Below are 18064 nucleotides of genomic sequence, written 5' to 3' on the forward strand. Positions count from 1 at the left end.
TTCTTATGCCTCAGTTGTAAGTGTCTACCATGTCCCCGAACAAGTGTTCACTATGTCCCCGGACCGTACACCCACAGGGAGAGGGGGAAGTCACTGTCTGTATCAGAATCTTGTGTTTACGCTCATGTACCAGGTGCGACCCGGTTCATTATACGTATACGCACCCGCACCGTACATATACGCGCCGGTTGTCGCGTTCCCCGTGGTCTGGGCATTACCCGCGCGCCACTGGCGCTTGTCGAAGACGTTGTCCACGCCGCCGGTCAGGCTGACGTTTTTCGTCACGTCCCAGGTGGCGCTCAGGCCAACGATGCTGTACGGGCTGACTTCGTCTTTTTCAGACCCGGTCACCGGCTGGCCTTTGTAGTTGTACTTCTTCGGCTGCTGCTTGCCGTACCAGGTGAAGGTCGACTGCAATGACACATCCTGGTGCACCTGCCAGCTCAGGGTTGAGTTCAGCGTGTACTCAGGAATGATCGACAGACGGTCGCCGGTCTCCTTGTTCTTGCTTTGCAGCATATAAGTGATGTTGTTGGTCCAGTTGATGGTGTCGCTGACCGGCACGTTCAGGGAGCCTTCCAGTCCTTCCACCACCGCCTTCGGCACGTTTTCCCACTGGTAGATATCGGTGGTGACTTTGCCGGTGGAGGTCTGGCCAATCGGCGCGTAGCCCGCTTCAATCTTGTTGCGGTAGTCGTTGCGGAACCAGGTCACGCCCGCCAGCCAGCCGTCGCGTTTCCACTCGAGGCCAATCTCTTTGTTGATGCTGGTTTCCGCTTTCAGATCGTCGTTACCCATCATGTAGCAGCCCACGCCGTCGGAACTGGCGTAGCAGCCCTGGCCTTTACTGTACAACAGGTAGTTCGGGTTAGTCTGGTACAGGCTTGGCGCTTTGTAGGCACGCGCGATGCCCATCTTCAGGGTGAAGTCACCCCCCAGACCCTGCGACAGGTTCAGGGACGGGCTCCAGTTATTGCCCACGATGGTGTGGTGATCGAAGCGCAGGGCAGGGGTCAGCATGGTGCTGTCGGTCAGCTCCATGTTGTTCTCAGCAAACAGGGAGAAGATCTCCGCTGACGTGTACGGGCTACGGTCTTCGCTCATGCCCGGGATGGTGCCACCCTGTTGGGTTTGCGAGAAGGAGGTCGAATCCTTCATCCGCTGCTGGTTCCACTCGGTGCCGAGCGTCAGGTTCTGGTTCACAATGAAATCAATCGGCAGGTTGATTTCGCTGTGCAGCATCACGTCGGCCAGATCGGTGTCGGTGAATTTATTGCTGTTGAACAGGCCTTCCGTACCGCCCGCCAGCCCTTCGCCCAGGCGGGAGTTGCGGGTGTGTTCGTACTGCGCCCAGTTGCTGGTGGTAATGCCGTTGTCCCAGCCGCCGTTCCAGGTCACGGCGAAGTTCTGGCGATAAATACGGTTCGTCTCTTTGCCGTAGTTCTTCTTCACCAGCGCGTTGTCGTTGTTGGTGTTTTGCGTGTCACCCGCATAGAGGTTGTTCTGGCGGCTGTAGCCCGCTTCAAACTCCAGCGACTGCATCGGCGCGAAGTCCCAGCGCACCACGCCGTTGATGTCTTTGTTCTCTACACCCTCGCGGCCCGCGGGCAGGGTGTTGGCGTAGGCTCCGGTACGCTCAGACTGGTGGCCCTGGTTGATGTCCCACGCGTCGGCCTGAGTCTTATCCAGGTTACCAAACATGCGGAAGCTGAAGTCGCCGCCCAGCGGGCCGCTCAGGCTGAAGTTGGTGCGTTTGGTGGAACCTTCATCCTTGTGTTCAGGCGCATTCAGGTAGGTGTTCCAGGAACCGTGCCACTGGTCGTCGAATTTTTTGGTGATGATGTTCACCACGCCGCCCGCCGCGCCGTTACCGTAGCGTGCGGCGGCCGGGCCTCGAATGACCTCGATGCGCTCGATCATCTCCGGCGGTACCCAGCCGGTATCGCCGCGGGTATCACGCTCGCCGCGCCAGCCCAGGCGGATGGAGTTGCGGCTGGTGACGGGTTTGCCGTCGATCAGGATCAGGGTGTTTTCCGGGCCCATGCCGCGAATGTCGATCTGACGGTTGTTCCCGCGCTGGCCGCTGGTGGAATTCCCGGTCAGGTTAACGCCCGGCATGGTGCGGATGATTTCCGCCACGTCCCGCGCGGGCGGGTTTTTGCGGATCTCATCGGCGGTGATGGTCGACACGCCTGGCGCCTGCAAATTCTGCTCGGCGGCGGTGATCACCATGGTGTCTTCGTGCTGCGCAGAGGCGGCGTTGTCGTCTGCCATGGCGGGCAGCGCGACGCCATAAATCCCTAAATTGACCAGCAAGGCCAGAGAGTGAATCTTCTTATTCATTGTACGTCCCGCTTTTATGGTTATTTATGAATGCGCTTCCCACAGCGCGGGCAATACGCTATTGCAAATGCAAATAGTTATCAATAATATTATCAATAAAATTTGCTCTGAAACAAAAAATTTTGCTAAACATGGGGTTATAAGGGTGACGGCGTTAACAACCGGAAGTGAAGCGTGGTGGCAGTCGAAAAACGGGCCGGAATGGCAACGTCATGAGGAAAACTATCGCGTCACATTCTGGTGGCGGGACCCGGCAGGAACCCAGCAGACCTCAACGGTTAAACGCGTCTGGCTCTACGTTACCGGCGTGACCGACCACCATCAGAATGCCCGCCCGCAATCGCTTGAACGTATCCCCGATACCGACGTCTGGCAGTGGCAGGGGGAGTTCACCCCCGAATGGCGCGGCAGCTACTGTTTTATCCCCTCCGATAACGAAAACGATTTTGCCGATGCAGTATTTGAAAGCGAGCAGCCGGACCGCATGGCGCTGCGCGAAGGCTGGCGCAAGTTGCTGCCGCACGCAATTTCAGACCCGCTGAATCCGCAGAGCTGGCGCGGCGGGCGCGGGCACGCCGTCTCGGCGCTGGAGATGCCGGAGGCGCCCGTACAGCCGGGCTGGAACCATCCTGATACGCCTTACAAAAAGCCCGTCTGCATTACGTGGGACAGCGCGCGCCTGAAGAACCGTCGCCGCGTGTGGATTTTTACCACCGGGGATGAAAGCCCCGAGCGCCCGCTGGCGGTGCTGCTTGACGGGCAGTTTTGGGCCGAAAGCATGCCGGTCTGGCCTGCGCTGGCGTCGCTCACCGCCGAGCGCAACCTGCCACCTGCGGTCTACGTCTTAATCGATGTTATTAATATGGAGCACCGTAACCGCGAGCTGCCGTGCAATCCCGACTTCTGGCTGGCGGTGCAGGAAGAACTTCTCCCCCTTGTCCAACAACGCGCGCCGTTTAGCGACCGCGCCGACCGTACGGTGGTCGCAGGGCAAAGCTTTGGCGGTCTCTCTTCCCTTTATGCCGCACTGCACTGGCCGCAGCGTTTTGGCTGCGTGCTCAGCCAGTCCGGCTCCTACTGGTGGCCGCACCGCGGCGGGCAGCAGGACGGGCTGTTAATCGAACAACTTAAAACCGGCGAAATATCCCCTCGTGGGCTACGCATCCTTCTTGAAGCCGGGCGCAACGAGCCGCTTATCTTGCGCGCAAACCAGGCGATCCTCGCCGAACTACACACTCAGCAACCGGTTATCTGGCGTCAGGTTGACGGCGGACACGATGCGCTTTGCTGGCGCGGTGGGCTGACGCAGGGGCTGATGACCCTCTGGCAGCCGCTCATTCAATAACGGAGTCTGTATGGAATTCAGCAATCCTTTCGATAATCCGCAGGGACAGTTCGCCATTTTGCAAAACGACCAGGGGCAGTACAGCCTGTGGCCGCAGCAGTGCGAGTTGCCCGCGGGCTGGCGCGTGGTCTGCGAGCCGCACTCTCAGGAGGCGTGCCAGCAGTGGCTGGCGCAACGCTGGCAGACGCTTGAGCCGTCCTCTTTTACGGGGGAGCACGCATGAACCGTCTTCCTCTCGTCGCCGCCCAACCGGGTATCTGGATGGCAGAGCAGCTTTCCTCGCTGCCAAACGCCTGGAGCGTGGCCCACTACACCGAGCTGAAAGGGAATATCGACGCGCCGTTGTTGGCTAAAGCCATCGCTGAGGGCATGATGCAGGCCGATACCCTGCGCACGCGTTTCGCTGAAGATAACGGCGAGGTCTGGCAGTGGGTCGATGAGACCCTGATCCTGCCGGAGCCGTCCATCGTTCGCGTTGATTCTCACGACGCCGCCGTGGCGCTGATGGAGGCCGATCTCAGCCAGGATCTGCGCGTGGACAGCGGTCAGCCGCTCGCTTTCCATCAGCTGATTCAGGTCGGTGACAACCGCTGGTACTGGTATCAGCGCTATCACCATCTGGTGGTGGATGGCTTCAGTTTCCCGGCGATTACCCGCCAGATCGCCGAAATTTACGCTGCCTGGAAGAAAGGGGAACCCACCCCAGCCTCACCGTTTACCCCATTCGCTGATGTCATTGACGAGTATCAGCGCTATCGCGACAGCGAGGCGTATCAGCGCGACGGTGCCTTCTGGGAGGAGGAGCGCAAACAGCTTCCTCCTCCGGTCTCGCTCTCTTCCGCGCCGCTGCCGGGACGCGCCGCCACCACCGATATCCTGCGCCTGAAAATTGCAATGGACGCTCGCGCCTTTAGCCAGCTGGCGCAGGCAGCCGGGCAGGCGCAGCGCACCGATCTGGCCCTTGCGCTGGTAGCGCTGTGGCTGGGCCGCCTGACCGGACGGCTGGACTACGCCGCCGGGTTTATCTTTATGCGCCGCATGGGATCCGCCGCGCTGACCGCGACCGGCCCTGTGCTCAACGTCCTGCCGCTGGCGGTGAACATTCATCCGCATGAGAGCCTGCCGGCGCTGGCGCTGCGCCTGGCGAACCAGCTGAAAAAGATGCGCCGCCACCAGCGCTACGACGCCGAGCAGATCGTGCGCGACAGCGGACGTGCCGCAGGCGACGAAGCCCTGTTTGGCCCGGTGCTGAACGTTAAGGTGTTCGATTATCAGCTGGATATCGACGGCGTGGAGGCTATCACCCACACGCTGGCAACCGGCCCGGTGAACGATCTGGAGCTGGCGCTGTTCCCGGACGAGCAGGGCGGACTAAGTATTGAAATCCTCGCTAACAGGCAGCGTTACGACGAGGCGACGCTGAAGCGTCATGCAGAGCGCCTGGACGCGATGCTGGTGCAGTTTGCCGCCAACCCGGACCTGCGCTGTGGCGACGTGGAAACCGTATCAGAGCAGGAATACGCAAAGCTCGCGCGCATCAATGATACCGGGCTGGCGCTGCCGTCCACCACGCTGGCGGATCTGGTGGCAGAGCAGGCAAGCAAAACGCCGGACGCCCCCGCGCTGGCGGACGCGCATATTGAACTGAACTACCGGCAGATGCGCGAGCAGGTGGTCGCGCTGGCACATCAGTTACGCGCGCGCGGCGTGAAGCCGGGCGACAGCGTGGCGGTGGCGCTCCCGCGCTCGGTGTTCCTGACGCTGGCGCTGCACGGCATCGTCGAGGCGGGCGCCGCCTGGCTGCCGCTGGATACCGGCTACCCGGACGACCGACTGCGGATGATGCTGGAGGACGCGAAGCCCTCTCTGCTCATTACCACCGACGAGCAGCTTCCGCGCTTTAGTGACCTGCCGATCGCCACCTTTAGTTACAACACACTATTACCGGCCACCGATGCTGAACCTCTGCGCCTGGCGAAGCCGGAGCAGACCGCGTACATCATTTTTACCTCCGGTTCGACGGGCCGCCCGAAAGGGGTCATGGTCGGCCATACCGCCATCGTTAACCGCCTGAAGTGGATGCAGGATCATTATCCGCTGGCGGCGCATGACGTGGTGGCGCAGAAAACGCCGTGCAGCTTTGACGTGTCGGTGTGGGAGTTCTGGTGGCCGTTTATCGCCGGGGCGAAGCTGGTGATGGCCGAGCCGGACGCGCACCGCGATCCGCAGGCGATGCAGAGCTTCTTCGCAGAATATGGCGTAACCACCACCCACTTCGTGCCGTCGATGCTGGCGGCGTTCGTCGCCTCGCTGACGCCGGAAAACGTCGACTGTTGCAGGACGCTGAAGCAGGTTTTCTGTAGCGGCGAGGCGTTGCCGACTGCGCTGTGCCGCGAGTGGGAACAGCTCACCCGTGCGCCGCTGCACAACCTCTACGGCCCGACCGAAGCCGCGGTGGACGTCAGCTGGTATCCGGCGTACGGCCCCGAGCTGGCGGCGGTGGAAGGCAACAGCGTGCCGATCGGCTTCCCGGTGTGGAATACGGGGCTGCGCATTCTGGATGCGATGATGCGCCCGGTGCCGTTCGGCGTGGCGGGGGACCTTTATCTCACCGGCATTCAGCTGGCGCAGGGGTATCTGGGACGCCCCGACCTTACCGCCAGCCGCTTTATTGCCGACCCGTTCGCCCCAGGCGAGCGGATGTATCGCACCGGGGACGTTGCCCGCTGGCTGGACAACGGCGCGGTGGAATATCTGGGCCGCAGCGACGACCAGCTTAAAATTCGCGGCCAGCGTATCGAGCTGGGCGAAATCGACCGGGCGATGCTCGCGCTGCCGGATGTGGCCCAGGCGGTGGCGCATGCCTGCGTGTTCAACCAGGCGGCGGCAACGGGCGGCGATGCCCGCCAGCTGGTGGGCTACGTGGTTTCCGAATCCGGCTTACCGCTGGATCGCGACGCGCTGCTGGACTCGCTCAGGGCACAGCTGCCGCCGCATATGGTGCCGGTAGTGCTGCTGCAAATCAGCGCGCTGCCGCTGAGCGCCAACGGCAAGCTGGATCGTAAGGCGCTGCCGCTGCCGGAGCTGACCCGCAAAACCTCCGGTCGCGCACCCGAGACGCAAACCGAAGCCGCCGTGGCGCAGGCGTTTTCTGCGCTGCTGGGCTGCGATGTCAACGATATCGAAGCCGATTTCTTTGCCATGGGCGGCCACTCGCTGCTGGCAATGCGTCTGGCGGCGCAGCTCAGCCGCGCGTACAACCGCAAGGTCACGCCGGGGCAGATTATGGTCGCCTCGACGGTGGGCAAGCTAACCGCCCTGCTGGACTCGCAGATGAGCGACGAGCAGGCGCAGCGTCTGGGGTATGAAACTGTTCTCCCGCTGCGTGAAAGCAACGGCCCGACGCTGTTCTGCTTCCATCCGGCGTCCGGCTTTGCCTGGCAGTTTAGCGTGCTGGCGCGCTACCTCAGCCCGCGCTGGGCAATAACCGGTATTCAGTCTCCCCGACCTGAGGGGCCGATGCAGCAGTGTGCGGATCTGGATAGCGTCATTGAGCACCATCTGAATACGTTGCGCGTACAACAGCCGCAGGGCCCGTATTATCTGTTCGGCTATTCCCTCGGCGGCACGCTGGCGCAGGGGATTGCGGCCCGCCTGCGCGAGCAGGGCGAAGCGGTGGCGTTCCTTGGCCTGCTGGATACCTGGCCGCCGGAAACCCAGAACTGGGCGGAGAAAGAGGCAAACGGCCTTGACCCGGAAGTGCTGGCGGAGATCGAGCGCGAGCGTCAGGCGTTTATCGCCGCCCAGCAGGGACAGGGCTCCAGCGAATTGTTTAACACCATTGAAGGCAACTACGCGGACGCGGTGCGGTTGCTCACCACGGCACATAGCGCGCGGTTTGACGGTAAAGCGACGCTGTTTGTCGCCGAACGCACGCGAACGATGGATCCGCATACGGCCTGGGCGCCGTGGGTGGGCGAGCTGGAGGTCTACAGCCAGGACTGCGCCCACGTGGATATCATTTCACCGCAGGCGTTTGAAAAGATTGGGCCGGTACTGAAGGAAATTTTAGGATAGTGCAAATGCCCGGTGGCGCTGTGCTTACCGGGCCTACGGGAGCTGAATGTAGGCCGGGTAAGGCGTAGCCGCCACCCGGCAATTACCGCCGACCTAACGGCACCACCAGCGGCGTACCCGCCACCGGATCGTCAATAATCATGCAGCGCATGCCGTAGATCCGCGCGATCAGCTCTGGCGTCACAATCTCCTTCGGCGCGCCCTGCGCCACAATCTCGCCGTCGCGCAAGGCAATCAGATGCGTGGCGTAGCGGCAAGCCTGATTTAAATCATGCAGCACCGCCGCCAGGGTGTACCCTTGCGTGCGGTTCAGCTCGCTCAGCAGCTCCAGCAGGTCAATCTGATGGCTGATATCCAGCCAGGTCGTCGGCTCGTCCAGCAGCATGATGGAGGTTTCCTGCGCCAGCACCATCGCGATCCACGCGCGCTGACGCTGCCCGCCGGAAAGGGTATCCACGCTTTGTTGGGCGAGATCGGTAATGCCCGTCGCCTGCATCGCGCGGCTGACCGCCTCGTCATCTTCCTTGCGCCAGCGGGTGAACAGCGGCTGGTGTGGATAGCGCCCACGCGAGACCAGCTCCTGCACGGTAATATCCCCCGGCGTGGTGGCGTTTTGCGCCAGCAGCCCGATGCGCCTGGCCACCTCTTTGCTGGCGAAACGCTGGATCTGCTCGCCGTCGAGAAATACGCTGCCCTCTGTCGGCGTCATCAGGCGGCTCAGGGTGCGCAGCAATGTCGATTTGCCGCAGCCGTTCGGACCGATAATCGCGGTGAAGTGGCCGTCCGGAATAGCGACGGTTAAATCACGGGCAATGATTTTTTTGCCATAGCCGAGGGTCAAGTTTTCGCCGCGCAAGCGGGTGGTTGAATCTGTCATTTCTTGCGTGACTCCTGAACGAGCAAGACGATGAGGTAAATCCCGCCGAGGCTGACGGTCACCACGCCCACCGGAAGTTGATAAGGCATAAACAGCTGCTGGGCGCAGAGATCGGCGGCCAGCAGCAGCATCGCACCGCACAGGGCAGCCTGGGTCAAGCCCCAGCGCGCGGTGCCGCTAAGACGCCGCACGATATGCGGCGCGACAAGGGCAATAAACGAGATCGGCCCGGCAATCGCGGTGGACGCAGCGGTCAGCAGTACCGCCACCAGCATCAGCATCAGGCGCGAACGCTCAACGCTTACGCCCAGCGCGCAGGCACTGTCGTCGCCCATCTCCAGCAGCCGCATCCGGCGTACCAGCAGCAGGGCGCCGATAAACATCAGCAAAATCAGCGGCGCGGCGGGCCATGTTTTGCCCCACGTCAGGCCGTTAAGTGAGCCGGCGTACCACAGCCCGGCGGAGAGCGCGGTTTCCAGAGACGCCTGCAACAAAAGCCAGGTGTTAAACGCCATCAGCATCGCGCGGATGCCGATCCCGATAATGATCAGCCGGAAGGTGTCAATGCCGTTGCGCCAGGCCAGGGCCCAGATAAGCAGCGAGGTCAGAATGCCGCCCGCCATCGCCGTAAAGGTAATGGCCGTCAGATGCTGCCCGAACAGCACCATCGCCACCAGCACGCCGCTCCACGCGCCGGTATTCAGGCCCATCACGTCCGGGCTGCCGAGGGGGTTACGCATCAGCGACTGGAAAATCGCGCCGCTGACGCCGAGCGCCGCGCCTACCAGGATCGCCATCGCCACGCGCGGCAGCCGCCATTCGGTGACCACCATGGTGATGTTACGCGGCGCGCTGCCGGTGAGGGCGTGAAAGACCTGCGCGAAATCAAGCGTTACGGCACCGCTTTGCAGGCTCCAGACCGCCAGCAGAGTAATGGTGATAGCCAGCAGGAAGACGCTGGTGAGTAAACGACGGGAAGGAGCCATCATGCGCCACCTCCGCGTCTGCGACGTACCAGGAAGATCAGCACCGGCGCGCCGATAAACGCGCTCACCACCGAGACGCGCAGCTCGCCGGGCACCAGCAGGCGGCCCAGCACGTCGGCAAACAGCAGCAGGGCAGGGGTGGCCAGCAGCGTGACCGGCAGCGACCAGCGGTGGTCCGACCCCACCAGCCAGCGCGCCATATGCGGCATCATCAGGCCGATAAAGGCAATCGGACCGACCACGGCGGTTGCGCTGCCGCTCAGCACAGTGATAGCGAGCAGGCCAGTCAGCTGCGTGCGCGCCACGCGGTTGCCGAGGGCGGTCGCGGTGTCGCTGCCGAGGCTCAGGCTGTTCAGCGACCGGCTTAAACACAGCGCCACGACGGCGGCGATAATGACCGGGATTGCCACCACGTTTAAGGTTTCAAGGGTGCGGATATCCAGCGAGCCGGCCTGCCAGAAGCGCAGCTGGTCATACACGTCCGGGTTGAGCAGGGCGATGCCGCTGGACATGCCTTCCAGCACCGCCGCGAGCGCTACGCCCGCAAGCGTCAGGCGAACCGGGCTCAGCTGCCCGCCGCCCTGGCTGCCGGTAAACGCGACCACCAGCGAGGCGGCCAGCGCGCCGCAGAAAGCCATCGCCAACTGTTCAGAGGGTGACGTCAACCCGAACAGCGCCGCGCCGAGCACGATGGCAAAGCTGGCCCCGGAGTTGACGCCAAGAATGCCGGGGTCCGCCAGCGGGTTACGGGTAAGGGTTTGCATCAGGGCACCCGCAAGGCCGAGCGCGCCACCGGCCAGCAGTCCGGCAAGAGTGCGGGGAAGGCGGGCGTCGAGCACGATGGTGCAGTCCGCGCTCTGACAGGTTCCGGAGAGCGCATCAACGATAACGTAGGCGGGTAGCGGCTTCGCGCCGACCAGCAGGCTGAGTGCAATCGCAAGGATTAGCAGTAGCAATAATACGGGCACGGCAATGGCGCGCACCGCAGAAGAGGAAAACGACATAGCAACATCCATGATTTGATAATGATAGTGATTATCGTTATCTATCTTATTTGGCTATGTTAGCATGTGCGCCCATGGAATGGGTAGAAATAGACTCAAGGCTTTGTCATGAATCAAAAATCCTGGCTGCTTAACCTCAGCCTGTTGAAAACGCACCCGGCGTATCGCGCCGTTTTTATCGCTCGCTTTATCTCCATTTTGTCCCTCGGCCTGCTCGGCGTCGCCGTGCCGGTACAGATCCAGTCTATGACGCACTCCAGCTGGCTGGTGGGGCTATCCGTCACCTTAACCGGCGGGGCGATGTTTATCGGCCTGATGGTCGGCGGCGTGCTGGCGGATCGCTACGAGCGTAAGAAGCTGATCCTGCTGGCGCGCGGCACCTGCGGGGTGGGCTTTATCGGGCTGTGTCTGAACGCCATGCTGCCGGAGCCGTCGCTGATGGCGATTTATGCCCTTGGCCTGTGGGACGGTTTTTTCGCCTCGCTCGGCGTGACGGCGCTGCTGGCGGCGACGCCCGCGCTGGTGGGCCGCGAGAACCTGATGCAGGCGGGGGCGATCACCATGCTCACCGTGCGCCTCGGCTCGGTGATTTCGCCGATGGTCGGCGGCCTGCTGCTGGCCACCGGCAACGTGGCGTGGAACTACGGCCTTGCCGCGGCGGGCACCTTTATCACCACCCTGACGTTACTGCGTCTGCCGCTCCTGCCCCCGCCGCCGCAGCCGCGCGAGCACCCGCTGAAGTCCCTGATGGCCGCGATTCGTTTTCTGTTCAGCAACCCGCTGATTGGCGGCATTGCGCTGCTCGGCGGCCTGCTGACGATGGCGAGCGCCGTGCGCGTGCTTTACCCGGCGCTGGCGGGCGAGTGGCAGATGAGCGCCTCAGAGATTGGCGTGCTGTACGCCGCCATTCCGCTCGGTGCGGCCTGCGGGGCGCTGACCAGCGGTAACCTGGCCCAAAGCGCGCGTCCGGGCTTGATTATGCTGGTGGCGACGCTGGCCTCGTTTATCGCCATCGGCTTCTTCAGCCTGATGCCGGTCTGGGCGCTGGGAGTGATGTGTCTGGTGATTTTCGGCTGGCTGAGTGCGGTCAGCTCACTTTTACAGTACACCCTGATCCAGACCCAGACGCCGGAAGGGATGCTGGGGCGTATCAACGGCCTGTGGACCGCGCAGAACGTGACGGGCGATGCGATTGGCGCGGCGATCCTCGGCGGGCTGGGGGCGATAATGACCCCGGTGGCGTCGGCGAGCAGCAGCGGGTTTGTGTTAGCGATGGTTGGCGCGATCTTACTGGTGGCGCTGGTGGAATTGCGGCGGTTCAGGCAGGAGGTCGTGTTGAACGACGGTGCGGCCTGATGCCCTCACCCCGGCCCTCTCCCACGGGGAGAGGGAGGGAAAATGCCTACTTAAACAACGCATTCAATCTGTCTAACACCAGCATTGCGCTGTAATAATCCAGGCGGAACGTCTCCGTTCCCAGCGCCCAGACGCGCTTGTTTTTCACCGACGGTAAATGCGCCAGCAGCGGGTTGGCGTAAATCGCATTCACGTCTTTCTCGTCACCGGCAAACACGAACAGCCCTTCGCCGTTCAGCCCCGTCGCCAGATTTTCTCCACCCAGCTGAATAATGTCGTGACGCTTGCCCTGGCTTTTTGAGGTGTGCAGCCCATCAGGTAACGCCGCCAGCGTAAAGCCCAACTGGTGTAACAGCTTGCCCTGCGCCGATTCTGTCGTCCACAGGTTCGCCGTGTGCGCGGCGGCGGTGTAGACGATGGCATTCACCGGCTGCGGCGGCAGTTTCATCTGCTGTTTCACCTGCGCGAGCTGTTTATCGAACGCGGCGATGCGTTCAGCGGCCTGTTTCTCGTGCCCGGTCATCGTGCCCAGCTGGGTCAGCAGTTCCTGCCAGCTTTTGTCGTCGTAATTGATGATAAGCGTCGGGGCGATGGCGGAGAGCTGATCGTACAGCGCCAGCGCGGAATCCCCGCCGGTGGCGCTGATCAAAATCAGATCCGGCATCTGGGCGGCCACCGCTTCGGCGCTTGGCTCGCCGATGTACAGCCGTGCAACCTTACGCTGTTTTGCAATATCCCCCCACTGACGCAGGAAACCCTGCGCGTCCGCCACGCGGTTGTTCGGCGTGGTTGCGCCGCTGGCAATGACCGGCGCGTCAATCGCCAGCAGAGATCCGGTTAAGGTCACGCTGGTGGAGACAATGCGCGTCGGTTTGCTCTCAAGCGTATGCACGCCGCGGCTGTCGTTGACCTGGCGCGGCCAGTCGGCGGCGGTGGCTGAGGTTAGTCCTAAAACAAAAAGTCCTGTCAGAAGAAGGGCATTGCGGCAAACGGCAGCGATTTTCACAGAGCGGCATCCTGTTTTTATTGAAGATAATGCTTCTCATTTTCATGGTTGCCGGGAAGGGATGCAAGCGTTTGTCGCAGAAGTTAATGGCCCGACGGTTGACAGCGGGGCGCTGTGGGATTAGGTTAGCCGACGAAAATATAAATGATAATCATTATTGCTTCTTTTATCATTTTAAGGAGGATGATATGGACACGTCCCTGGCTGAGGAAGTTCAGCACACCGCGACCACGCTGCAATCAGACAGCTTTTTCTTTATGTCGCCTTACCGCAGTTTTACCACCTCAGGCTGTTTTGCCCGATTCTCTGAACCTGCCGTCGGCGGCGACGATCCGGCGGGGCAGTTCCAGCAGAAATTAGCCCAGGCTTTCCGGGATGCGAAAGCCAGCGGCATCGCCCATCCCGTCATGGTAGGGGCCATCCCGTTCGATACCCGCAAGCCGTCTTCGCTGTTTATTCCGCAACGCTGGGAGACGTTTTCCCGTCCCGCGCGTCAGCAGTCCGCACGCTATTTCTCCGGCGCGCAGGCGCTGAAGGTGGAACAGCGCACCGAGATCCCCGCTCAGCCCGTTTTTGAAGAGATGGTCGCGCGCGCCGCGTCGCTCACCGCCACGCCGCAGGTGAATAAGGTAGTGCTGTCGCGCCTGATTGATATCGCCACCGACAAAAAAATGGACAGCGGCGCGCTGCTGGAGCGTCTGATCGCTCAGAACCCGGCGAGCTTTAACTTCCACGTGCCGCTGGAAGACGGCGGCGTGCTGCTCGGTGCCAGCCCGGAACTGCTGCTGCGCAAAGAGGGCAGGCACTTTAGCTCGCTGCCGCTGGCAGGCTCCGCGCGCCGCCAGCCGGACGACGTGCTGGATCGCGAGGCGGGCAATAAACTGCTGGCCTCCGAAAAGGACCGCCACGAACACGACCTGGTGACCCAGGCGATGAAGGCCATTCTGGCGCCGCGCAGCCATCATCTGAGCATGCCGTCTTCCCCGCAGCTCATCACCACGCCGACGCTGTGGCATCTGGCGACGCCGGTTGAAGGTGACGCGCGCGAGAACGAAAACGCCCTGACGCTGGCCTGCCTGCTGCATCCGACCCCGGCCCTGAGCGGCTTCCCGCATCAGGCGGCTAAAGAACTGATTGCCGAGCTGGAGCCGTTCGACCGTGAGCTGTTCGGCGGCATCGTCGGCTGGTGCGACAGCGAAGGCAACGGCGAGTGGGTGGTGACCATCCGCTGCGCGCGTCTTCACGAAAATACCGTTCGCCTGTTTGCCGGCGCGGGCATTGTGCCTGCCTCCTCGCCGGTGGGCGAGTGGCGCGAGACGGGCGTGAAGCTCTCCACCATGCTCAACGTGTTTGGTTTGCACTAAGGAATACACATGACCATCCCTTTTACCCGCTGGCCTGAGGAATTTGCCCGCCGCTACCGCGAAAAAGGCTACTGGCAGGATCTGCCGCTGACCCACATCCTGACGGACCATGCGGACAGCGATGCCGTGGCGATTATTAACGGCGATCGTCGCATCACCTACCGCGCGTTTAATCAGGCGGTGAACAACCTGGCGTTCGCCCTTCAGGCACAGGGGCTGCATCGCGGCGAGACGGCGCTGGTGCAGCTTGGCAACGTGGCCGAGTTCTACATCACCTTCTTCGCGCTGCTGCAAATCGGCGTCGCGCCGGTCAACGCGCTCTTTAGCCATCAGCGCAGCGAGCTGAACGCCTACGCCGCCCAGATCAAACCCGCCGTGCTGATCGCCGATCGCCAACATGCCCTGTTCGCGGGGGATGATTTTCTCAATACCTTTGTGGATGAACACCGCTCGGTTCGCGCCGTGCTGCTGCGCGGCGATAAGGGTGAACATGCGCTGGAAGCGGCGATTGCGCGCCCGGCGGACAACTTCATCCCCAACCCGACGCCCGCAGACGAGGTGGCGTTCTTCCAGCTCTCCGGCGGCAGCACCGGCACGCCGAAGCTGATCCCGCGTACGCACAACGACTACGACTACAGCATCCGCCGCAGCAATGAAATCTGCGGCATCACTGCGCACACCCGCTATCTGAACGCGCTTCCCGCGGCGCATAACTACGCCATGAGCTCACCGGGATCGTTAGGCGTGTTCACGGCGGGCGGCTGCGTGGTGCTGGCGAACGATCCGAGCGCCACGCTCTGCTTCCCGCTGATTGAGCAGCATCAGATCAACGTGACGTCGCTGGTCCCTCCGGCGGTGAGCCTCTGGCTGCAGGCGATTGCCGACGGCGCGGGGAACGCGCAGCTGAAATCCCTCAAGCTGCTCCAGGTGGGCGGCGCACGCCTCTCCGCCACGCTCGCGGCGCGCATTCCGGCGGAAATCGGCTGCCAGCTGCAACAGGTATTCGGTATGGCGGAAGGGCTGGTGAACTACACCGCCCTCGACGATATGCCGGAACGCATCATCAACACTCAGGGCCGTCCGATGTGCCCTGATGACGAGGTGTGGGTGGCGGACGAGGACGGCAATCCGCTCCCGCGCGGGGAAGTCGGACGCCTGATGACGCGCGGCCCGTACACCTTCCGCGGCTATTTCAACAGCCCGGAGCACAACGCCAGCGCCTTTGATGCCAACGGTTTCTACTGCTCCGGCGATCTGATCGCCATCGATGAGCAGGGCTACATCACCGTGCAGGGGCGCGAGAAAGATCAGATCAACCGCGGTGGCGAAAAGATTGCCGCCGAAGAGATCGAAAACCTGCTGCTGCGCCACGAAGCGGTGATCCACGCCGCGCTGGTGAGCATGGAGGACAGCCTGCTGGGCGAAAAAAGCTGTGCGTATCTGGTGGTGAAACAGCCCCTGCGTGCGGTTGAGGTGCGTCGCTTCCTGCGCGAGCAGGGCGTTGCCGAATTTAAGCTGCCGGACCGCGTGGAGAGCGTAGATGCGCTTCCGCTCACGCCGGTCGGCAAAGTTGATAAGAAACAGTTGCGCCTGTGGCTTGCTGAACGCGCCCGGGGCTGAGGAACAGAGTATGGCCATTCCAAAATTAACCGCTTACGCGCTGCCAACCGCCACAGAGCTGCCGACCAACAAGGTCAACTGGGCGTTTGAGCCAGAGCGCGCCGCGCTGCTGATCCACGATATGCAGGAGTATTTCCTGAACTTCTGGGGCGAAAATAGCGACATGATGCAGCAGGTGGTGGCGAACATCGCTAAACTTCGCGCGTACTGCAAAGAACACAATATCCCGGTGTACTACACCGCGCAGCCGAAAGAGCAGAGCGATGAAGACCGTGCCCTGCTGAACGACATGTGGGGGCCGGGCCTGACCCGCTCGCCGGAGCAGCAGCGCATCGTGGCTGAACTGACGCCGGACGAAGCGGACACCGTGTTGGTGAAGTGGCGCTACAGCGCGTTTCACCGCTCGCCGCTGGAGCAGATGCTGAAAGAGACCGGCCGCAACCAGCTGCTGATTACCGGCGTTTATGCCCATATCGGCTGCATGACCACCGCTACCGACGCCTTTATGCGCGACATCAAGCCGTTCTTTATCGCCGACGCGCTGGCGGACTTCACCCGCGACGAGCACCTGATGTCGCTGAAATACGTGGCAGGACGTTCTGGCCGCGTGGTGATGACCGACGAGCTGCTGCCGTCCGTTCCGGCAACGAAAGCCGCGCTGCGCGCGCTGATCCTGCCGCTGCTGGACGAGTCCGACGAGCCGATGGATGACGAAAACCTGATCGACTACGGTCTGGACTCGGTGCGCATGATGGCGCTGGCCGCCCGCTGGCGGAAGGTGCACGGCGACATCGACTTCGTGATGCTGGCGAAAAATCCGACCCTTGACGCCTGGTGGGCGCTGCTCTCCCGTGAGGTGAAGTGATGGCGGAGCTCGATTTTACCGGTAAAACGGTTTGGGTAACGGGCGCGGGTAAAGGTATTGGCTATGCGACCGCGCTGGCCTTTGTGGAGGCGGGCGCGCGGGTGACCGGGTTCGATCTGGCCTTCCCGCAGGACGATTATCCGTTTGCCACCGAAACGCTGGACGTGGCGGACGCGGCGCAGGTGGGCGACGTCTGCGGGCGTTTACTCGGCACCCTTGAGCGCCTCGACGTGCTGGTTAACGCGGCGGGCATTCTGCGCATGGGCGCGACGGACGAGCTTTCGCAGGAGGACTGGCAGCAAACCTTTACGGTTAACGTCGGCGGCGCGTTTAACATGTTTCAGCAGACGATGGGCCAGTTCCGCCGTCAGCAGGGCGGGGCGATAGTGACCGTAGCTTCCGACGCGGCGCATACCCCGCGCATCGGGATGAGCGCCTACGGCGCGTCGAAGGCGGCGCTGAAAAGCCTGGCGCTGACCGTCGGGCTGGAGCTGGCGGGCAGCGGCGTGCGCTGTAACCTGGTGTCGCCGGGCTCAACGGACACCGACATGCAGCGCACCCTGTGGAAAAGCGACGATGCGGAGCAGCAGCGCATTCGCGGCTTTGGCGAGCAGTTCAAGCTCGGCATTCCGCTCGGCAAAATTGCCCGTCCGCGGGAAATTGCCGCCACCGTGCTATTCCTTGCGTCCGATGCCGCCAGCCATATTACCCTGCAGGATATCGTGGTGGACGGCGGCTCCACGCTGGGGGCGTAATGATCTGGAAACGTCATTTATCGCTTGAAGAACTGAACGCCACCAGCGTGAACACCCTGGTGGCGCACCTGGGCATTGTCTATACCCGCCTCGGAGACGACACGCTGGAAGCGGAGATGCCGGTGGATGCCCGTACCCATCAGCCGTTTGGCCTGCTGCACGGCGGCGCCTCGGCGGCGCTGGCGGAAACGCTGGGCTCAATGGCCGGTTTTCTGATGACCCGCGACGGGCAGAGCGTGGTCGGCACTGAGCTGAACGCCACGCACCACCGCGCGGTCTCTCACGGTAAGGTGCGCGGCGTGTGTCAGCCGCTGCATCTGGGGCGTTCGAGCCAGAGCTGGGAGATCGTGGTATTCGACGAGCAGGGGCGGCGGTGCTGTACCTGTCGGTTGAGCACGATGGTGCTGGGGTAGGCCATTCAGCTGAAAGTGATCGGCTTAACACTGTGGTGTAAATCTCTGGTTTG

14 protein-coding genes are annotated in these 18064 nt (G+C 62.4%); 9 read left to right on the forward strand and 5 right to left on the reverse strand.

The features are described 5' to 3' along the window. Positions 1–102: 102 nt before the first annotated feature. Positions 103–2343 (reverse strand): TonB-dependent siderophore receptor, encoded by a 2241-nt coding sequence (locus tag IM314_RS12775; RefSeq protein ID WP_193359028.1) that lies wholly within the window; start codon positions 2341–2343, stop codon positions 103–105. Between the two features lie 145 nt (positions 2344–2488). Between IM314_RS12775 and fes the strand changes: the two genes are divergently transcribed. The 3 genes from fes to entF are packed head-to-tail and all read left to right on the forward strand — an operon-like array spanning position 2489 to position 7765. Next, a complete protein-coding gene (gene fes / locus IM314_RS12780; RefSeq protein WP_193359029.1) occupies positions 2489–3688 on the forward strand; it encodes an enterochelin esterase in 1200 nt (399 codons plus the stop codon). A gap of 10 nt (positions 3689–3698) precedes the next feature. Next, positions 3699–3911: an MbtH family NRPS accessory protein gene (locus IM314_RS12785; protein ID WP_193359030.1), complete on the forward strand. Its 213-nt coding sequence runs from the start codon at positions 3699–3701 to the stop codon at positions 3909–3911. Continuing rightward, the gene (entF, locus tag IM314_RS12790; RefSeq protein ID WP_193359031.1) at positions 3908–7765 is read left to right on the forward strand and encodes an enterobactin non-ribosomal peptide synthetase EntF; all 3858 of its coding nucleotides are present in this window, start codon (positions 3908–3910) and stop codon (positions 7763–7765) included. The genes IM314_RS12785 and entF overlap by 4 nt, the downstream gene beginning before the upstream one ends. Before the next feature lie 82 nt (positions 7766–7847). Here entF and fepC read toward each other — a convergent pair whose 3' ends face one another. The 3 genes from fepC to fepD are packed head-to-tail and all read right to left on the reverse strand — an operon-like array spanning position 7848 to position 10632. Then, positions 7848–8642, reverse strand: coding sequence for an iron-enterobactin ABC transporter ATP-binding protein (fepC, locus tag IM314_RS12795; RefSeq protein WP_193359032.1), 795 nt, complete (start codon positions 8640–8642; stop codon positions 7848–7850). After that, the gene (gene fepG / locus IM314_RS12800) at positions 8639–9628 is read right to left on the reverse strand and encodes an iron-enterobactin ABC transporter permease (RefSeq protein WP_193359068.1); all 990 of its coding nucleotides are present in this window, start codon (positions 9626–9628) and stop codon (positions 8639–8641) included. The genes fepC and fepG overlap by 4 nt, the downstream gene beginning before the upstream one ends. Next, the gene (gene fepD, locus IM314_RS12805) at positions 9628–10632 is read right to left on the reverse strand and encodes a Fe(3+)-siderophore ABC transporter permease (protein WP_059357481.1); all 1005 of its coding nucleotides are present in this window, start codon (positions 10630–10632) and stop codon (positions 9628–9630) included. The genes fepG and fepD overlap by 1 nt, the downstream gene beginning before the upstream one ends. 108 nt (positions 10633–10740) lie before the next feature. On the opposite strand from fepD, the gene entS reads away from it, so the two are divergent. Then, complete coding sequence (entS, locus tag IM314_RS12810; RefSeq protein ID WP_047363687.1) at positions 10741–11988, forward strand: enterobactin transporter EntS; 1248 nt, start codon at positions 10741–10743, stop codon at positions 11986–11988. A 46-nt stretch (positions 11989–12034) separates the two neighbouring features. Here the strand turns inward: entS and fepB are convergent, their stop codons facing one another. Then, positions 12035–12994, reverse strand: coding sequence for a Fe2+-enterobactin ABC transporter substrate-binding protein (fepB, locus tag IM314_RS12815; protein ID WP_048956900.1), 960 nt, complete (start codon positions 12992–12994; stop codon positions 12035–12037). 188 nt (positions 12995–13182) lie between these two features. Here fepB and entC point away from each other — a divergent pair, with 188 nt between their 5' ends. The 5 genes from entC to entH are packed head-to-tail and all read left to right on the forward strand — an operon-like array spanning position 13183 to position 18011. Next, complete coding sequence (gene entC / locus IM314_RS12820; protein ID WP_060573673.1) at positions 13183–14358, forward strand: isochorismate synthase EntC; 1176 nt, start codon at positions 13183–13185, stop codon at positions 14356–14358. Between the two features lie 9 nt (positions 14359–14367). Continuing rightward, entirely contained in the window at positions 14368–15978 is a 1611-nt protein-coding gene (gene entE / locus IM314_RS12825) for a (2,3-dihydroxybenzoyl)adenylate synthase EntE (protein ID WP_193359033.1), read from the forward strand. A 10-nt stretch (positions 15979–15988) separates the two neighbouring features. Next, positions 15989–16843 carry an isochorismatase gene (locus IM314_RS12830; protein WP_193359034.1) on the forward strand — a complete coding sequence of 285 codons (855 nt, stop codon included), beginning with the start codon at positions 15989–15991 and terminating at the stop codon, positions 16841–16843. After that, a complete protein-coding gene (gene entA, locus IM314_RS12835) occupies positions 16843–17598 on the forward strand; it encodes a 2,3-dihydro-2,3-dihydroxybenzoate dehydrogenase EntA (protein ID WP_193359035.1) in 756 nt (251 codons plus the stop codon). Before IM314_RS12830 ends, entA begins: the two co-directional genes overlap by 1 nt. Beyond that, the gene (gene entH / locus IM314_RS12840) at positions 17598–18011 is read left to right on the forward strand and encodes a proofreading thioesterase EntH (RefSeq protein ID WP_028012300.1); all 414 of its coding nucleotides are present in this window, start codon (positions 17598–17600) and stop codon (positions 18009–18011) included. The genes entA and entH overlap by 1 nt, the downstream gene beginning before the upstream one ends. The last annotated feature ends 53 nt before the right edge of the window (positions 18012–18064 follow it).

This window comes from Enterobacter cloacae complex sp. P42RS (assembly GCF_014930595.1).
GTDB lineage: Bacteria > Pseudomonadota > Gammaproteobacteria > Enterobacterales > Enterobacteriaceae > Enterobacter > Enterobacter bugandensis.

Bases quoted from the DNA above. Each gene is read 5' to 3' on its own strand.
- entF (WP_193359031.1), top strand. From the start codon at position 3,908: ATGAACCGTCTTCCTCTCGTCGCCGCCCAACCGGGTATCTGGATGGCA.
- entE (WP_193359033.1), top strand. From the start codon at position 14,368: ATGACCATCCCTTTTACCCGCTGGCCTGAGGAATTTGCCCGCCGCTAC.
- fepC (WP_193359032.1), bottom strand. From the start codon at position 8,642: ATGACAGATTCAACCACCCGCTTGCGCGGCGAAAACTTGACCCTCGGC.
- entS (WP_047363687.1), top strand. From the start codon at position 10,741: ATGAATCAAAAATCCTGGCTGCTTAACCTCAGCCTGTTGAAAACGCAC.
- entH (WP_028012300.1), top strand. From the start codon at position 17,598: ATGATCTGGAAACGTCATTTATCGCTTGAAGAACTGAACGCCACCAGC.
- entC (WP_060573673.1), top strand. From the start codon at position 13,183: ATGGACACGTCCCTGGCTGAGGAAGTTCAGCACACCGCGACCACGCTG.
- fepG (WP_193359068.1), bottom strand. From the start codon at position 9,628: ATGGCTCCTTCCCGTCGTTTACTCACCAGCGTCTTCCTGCTGGCTATC.
- IM314_RS12785 (WP_193359030.1), top strand. From the start codon at position 3,699: ATGGAATTCAGCAATCCTTTCGATAATCCGCAGGGACAGTTCGCCATT.
- entA (WP_193359035.1), top strand. From the start codon at position 16,843: ATGGCGGAGCTCGATTTTACCGGTAAAACGGTTTGGGTAACGGGCGCG.
- fepD (WP_059357481.1), bottom strand. From the start codon at position 10,632: ATGTCGTTTTCCTCTTCTGCGGTGCGCGCCATTGCCGTGCCCGTATTA.
- IM314_RS12775 (WP_193359028.1), bottom strand. From the start codon at position 2,343: ATGAATAAGAAGATTCACTCTCTGGCCTTGCTGGTCAATTTAGGGATT.
- IM314_RS12830 (WP_193359034.1), top strand. From the start codon at position 15,989: ATGGCCATTCCAAAATTAACCGCTTACGCGCTGCCAACCGCCACAGAG.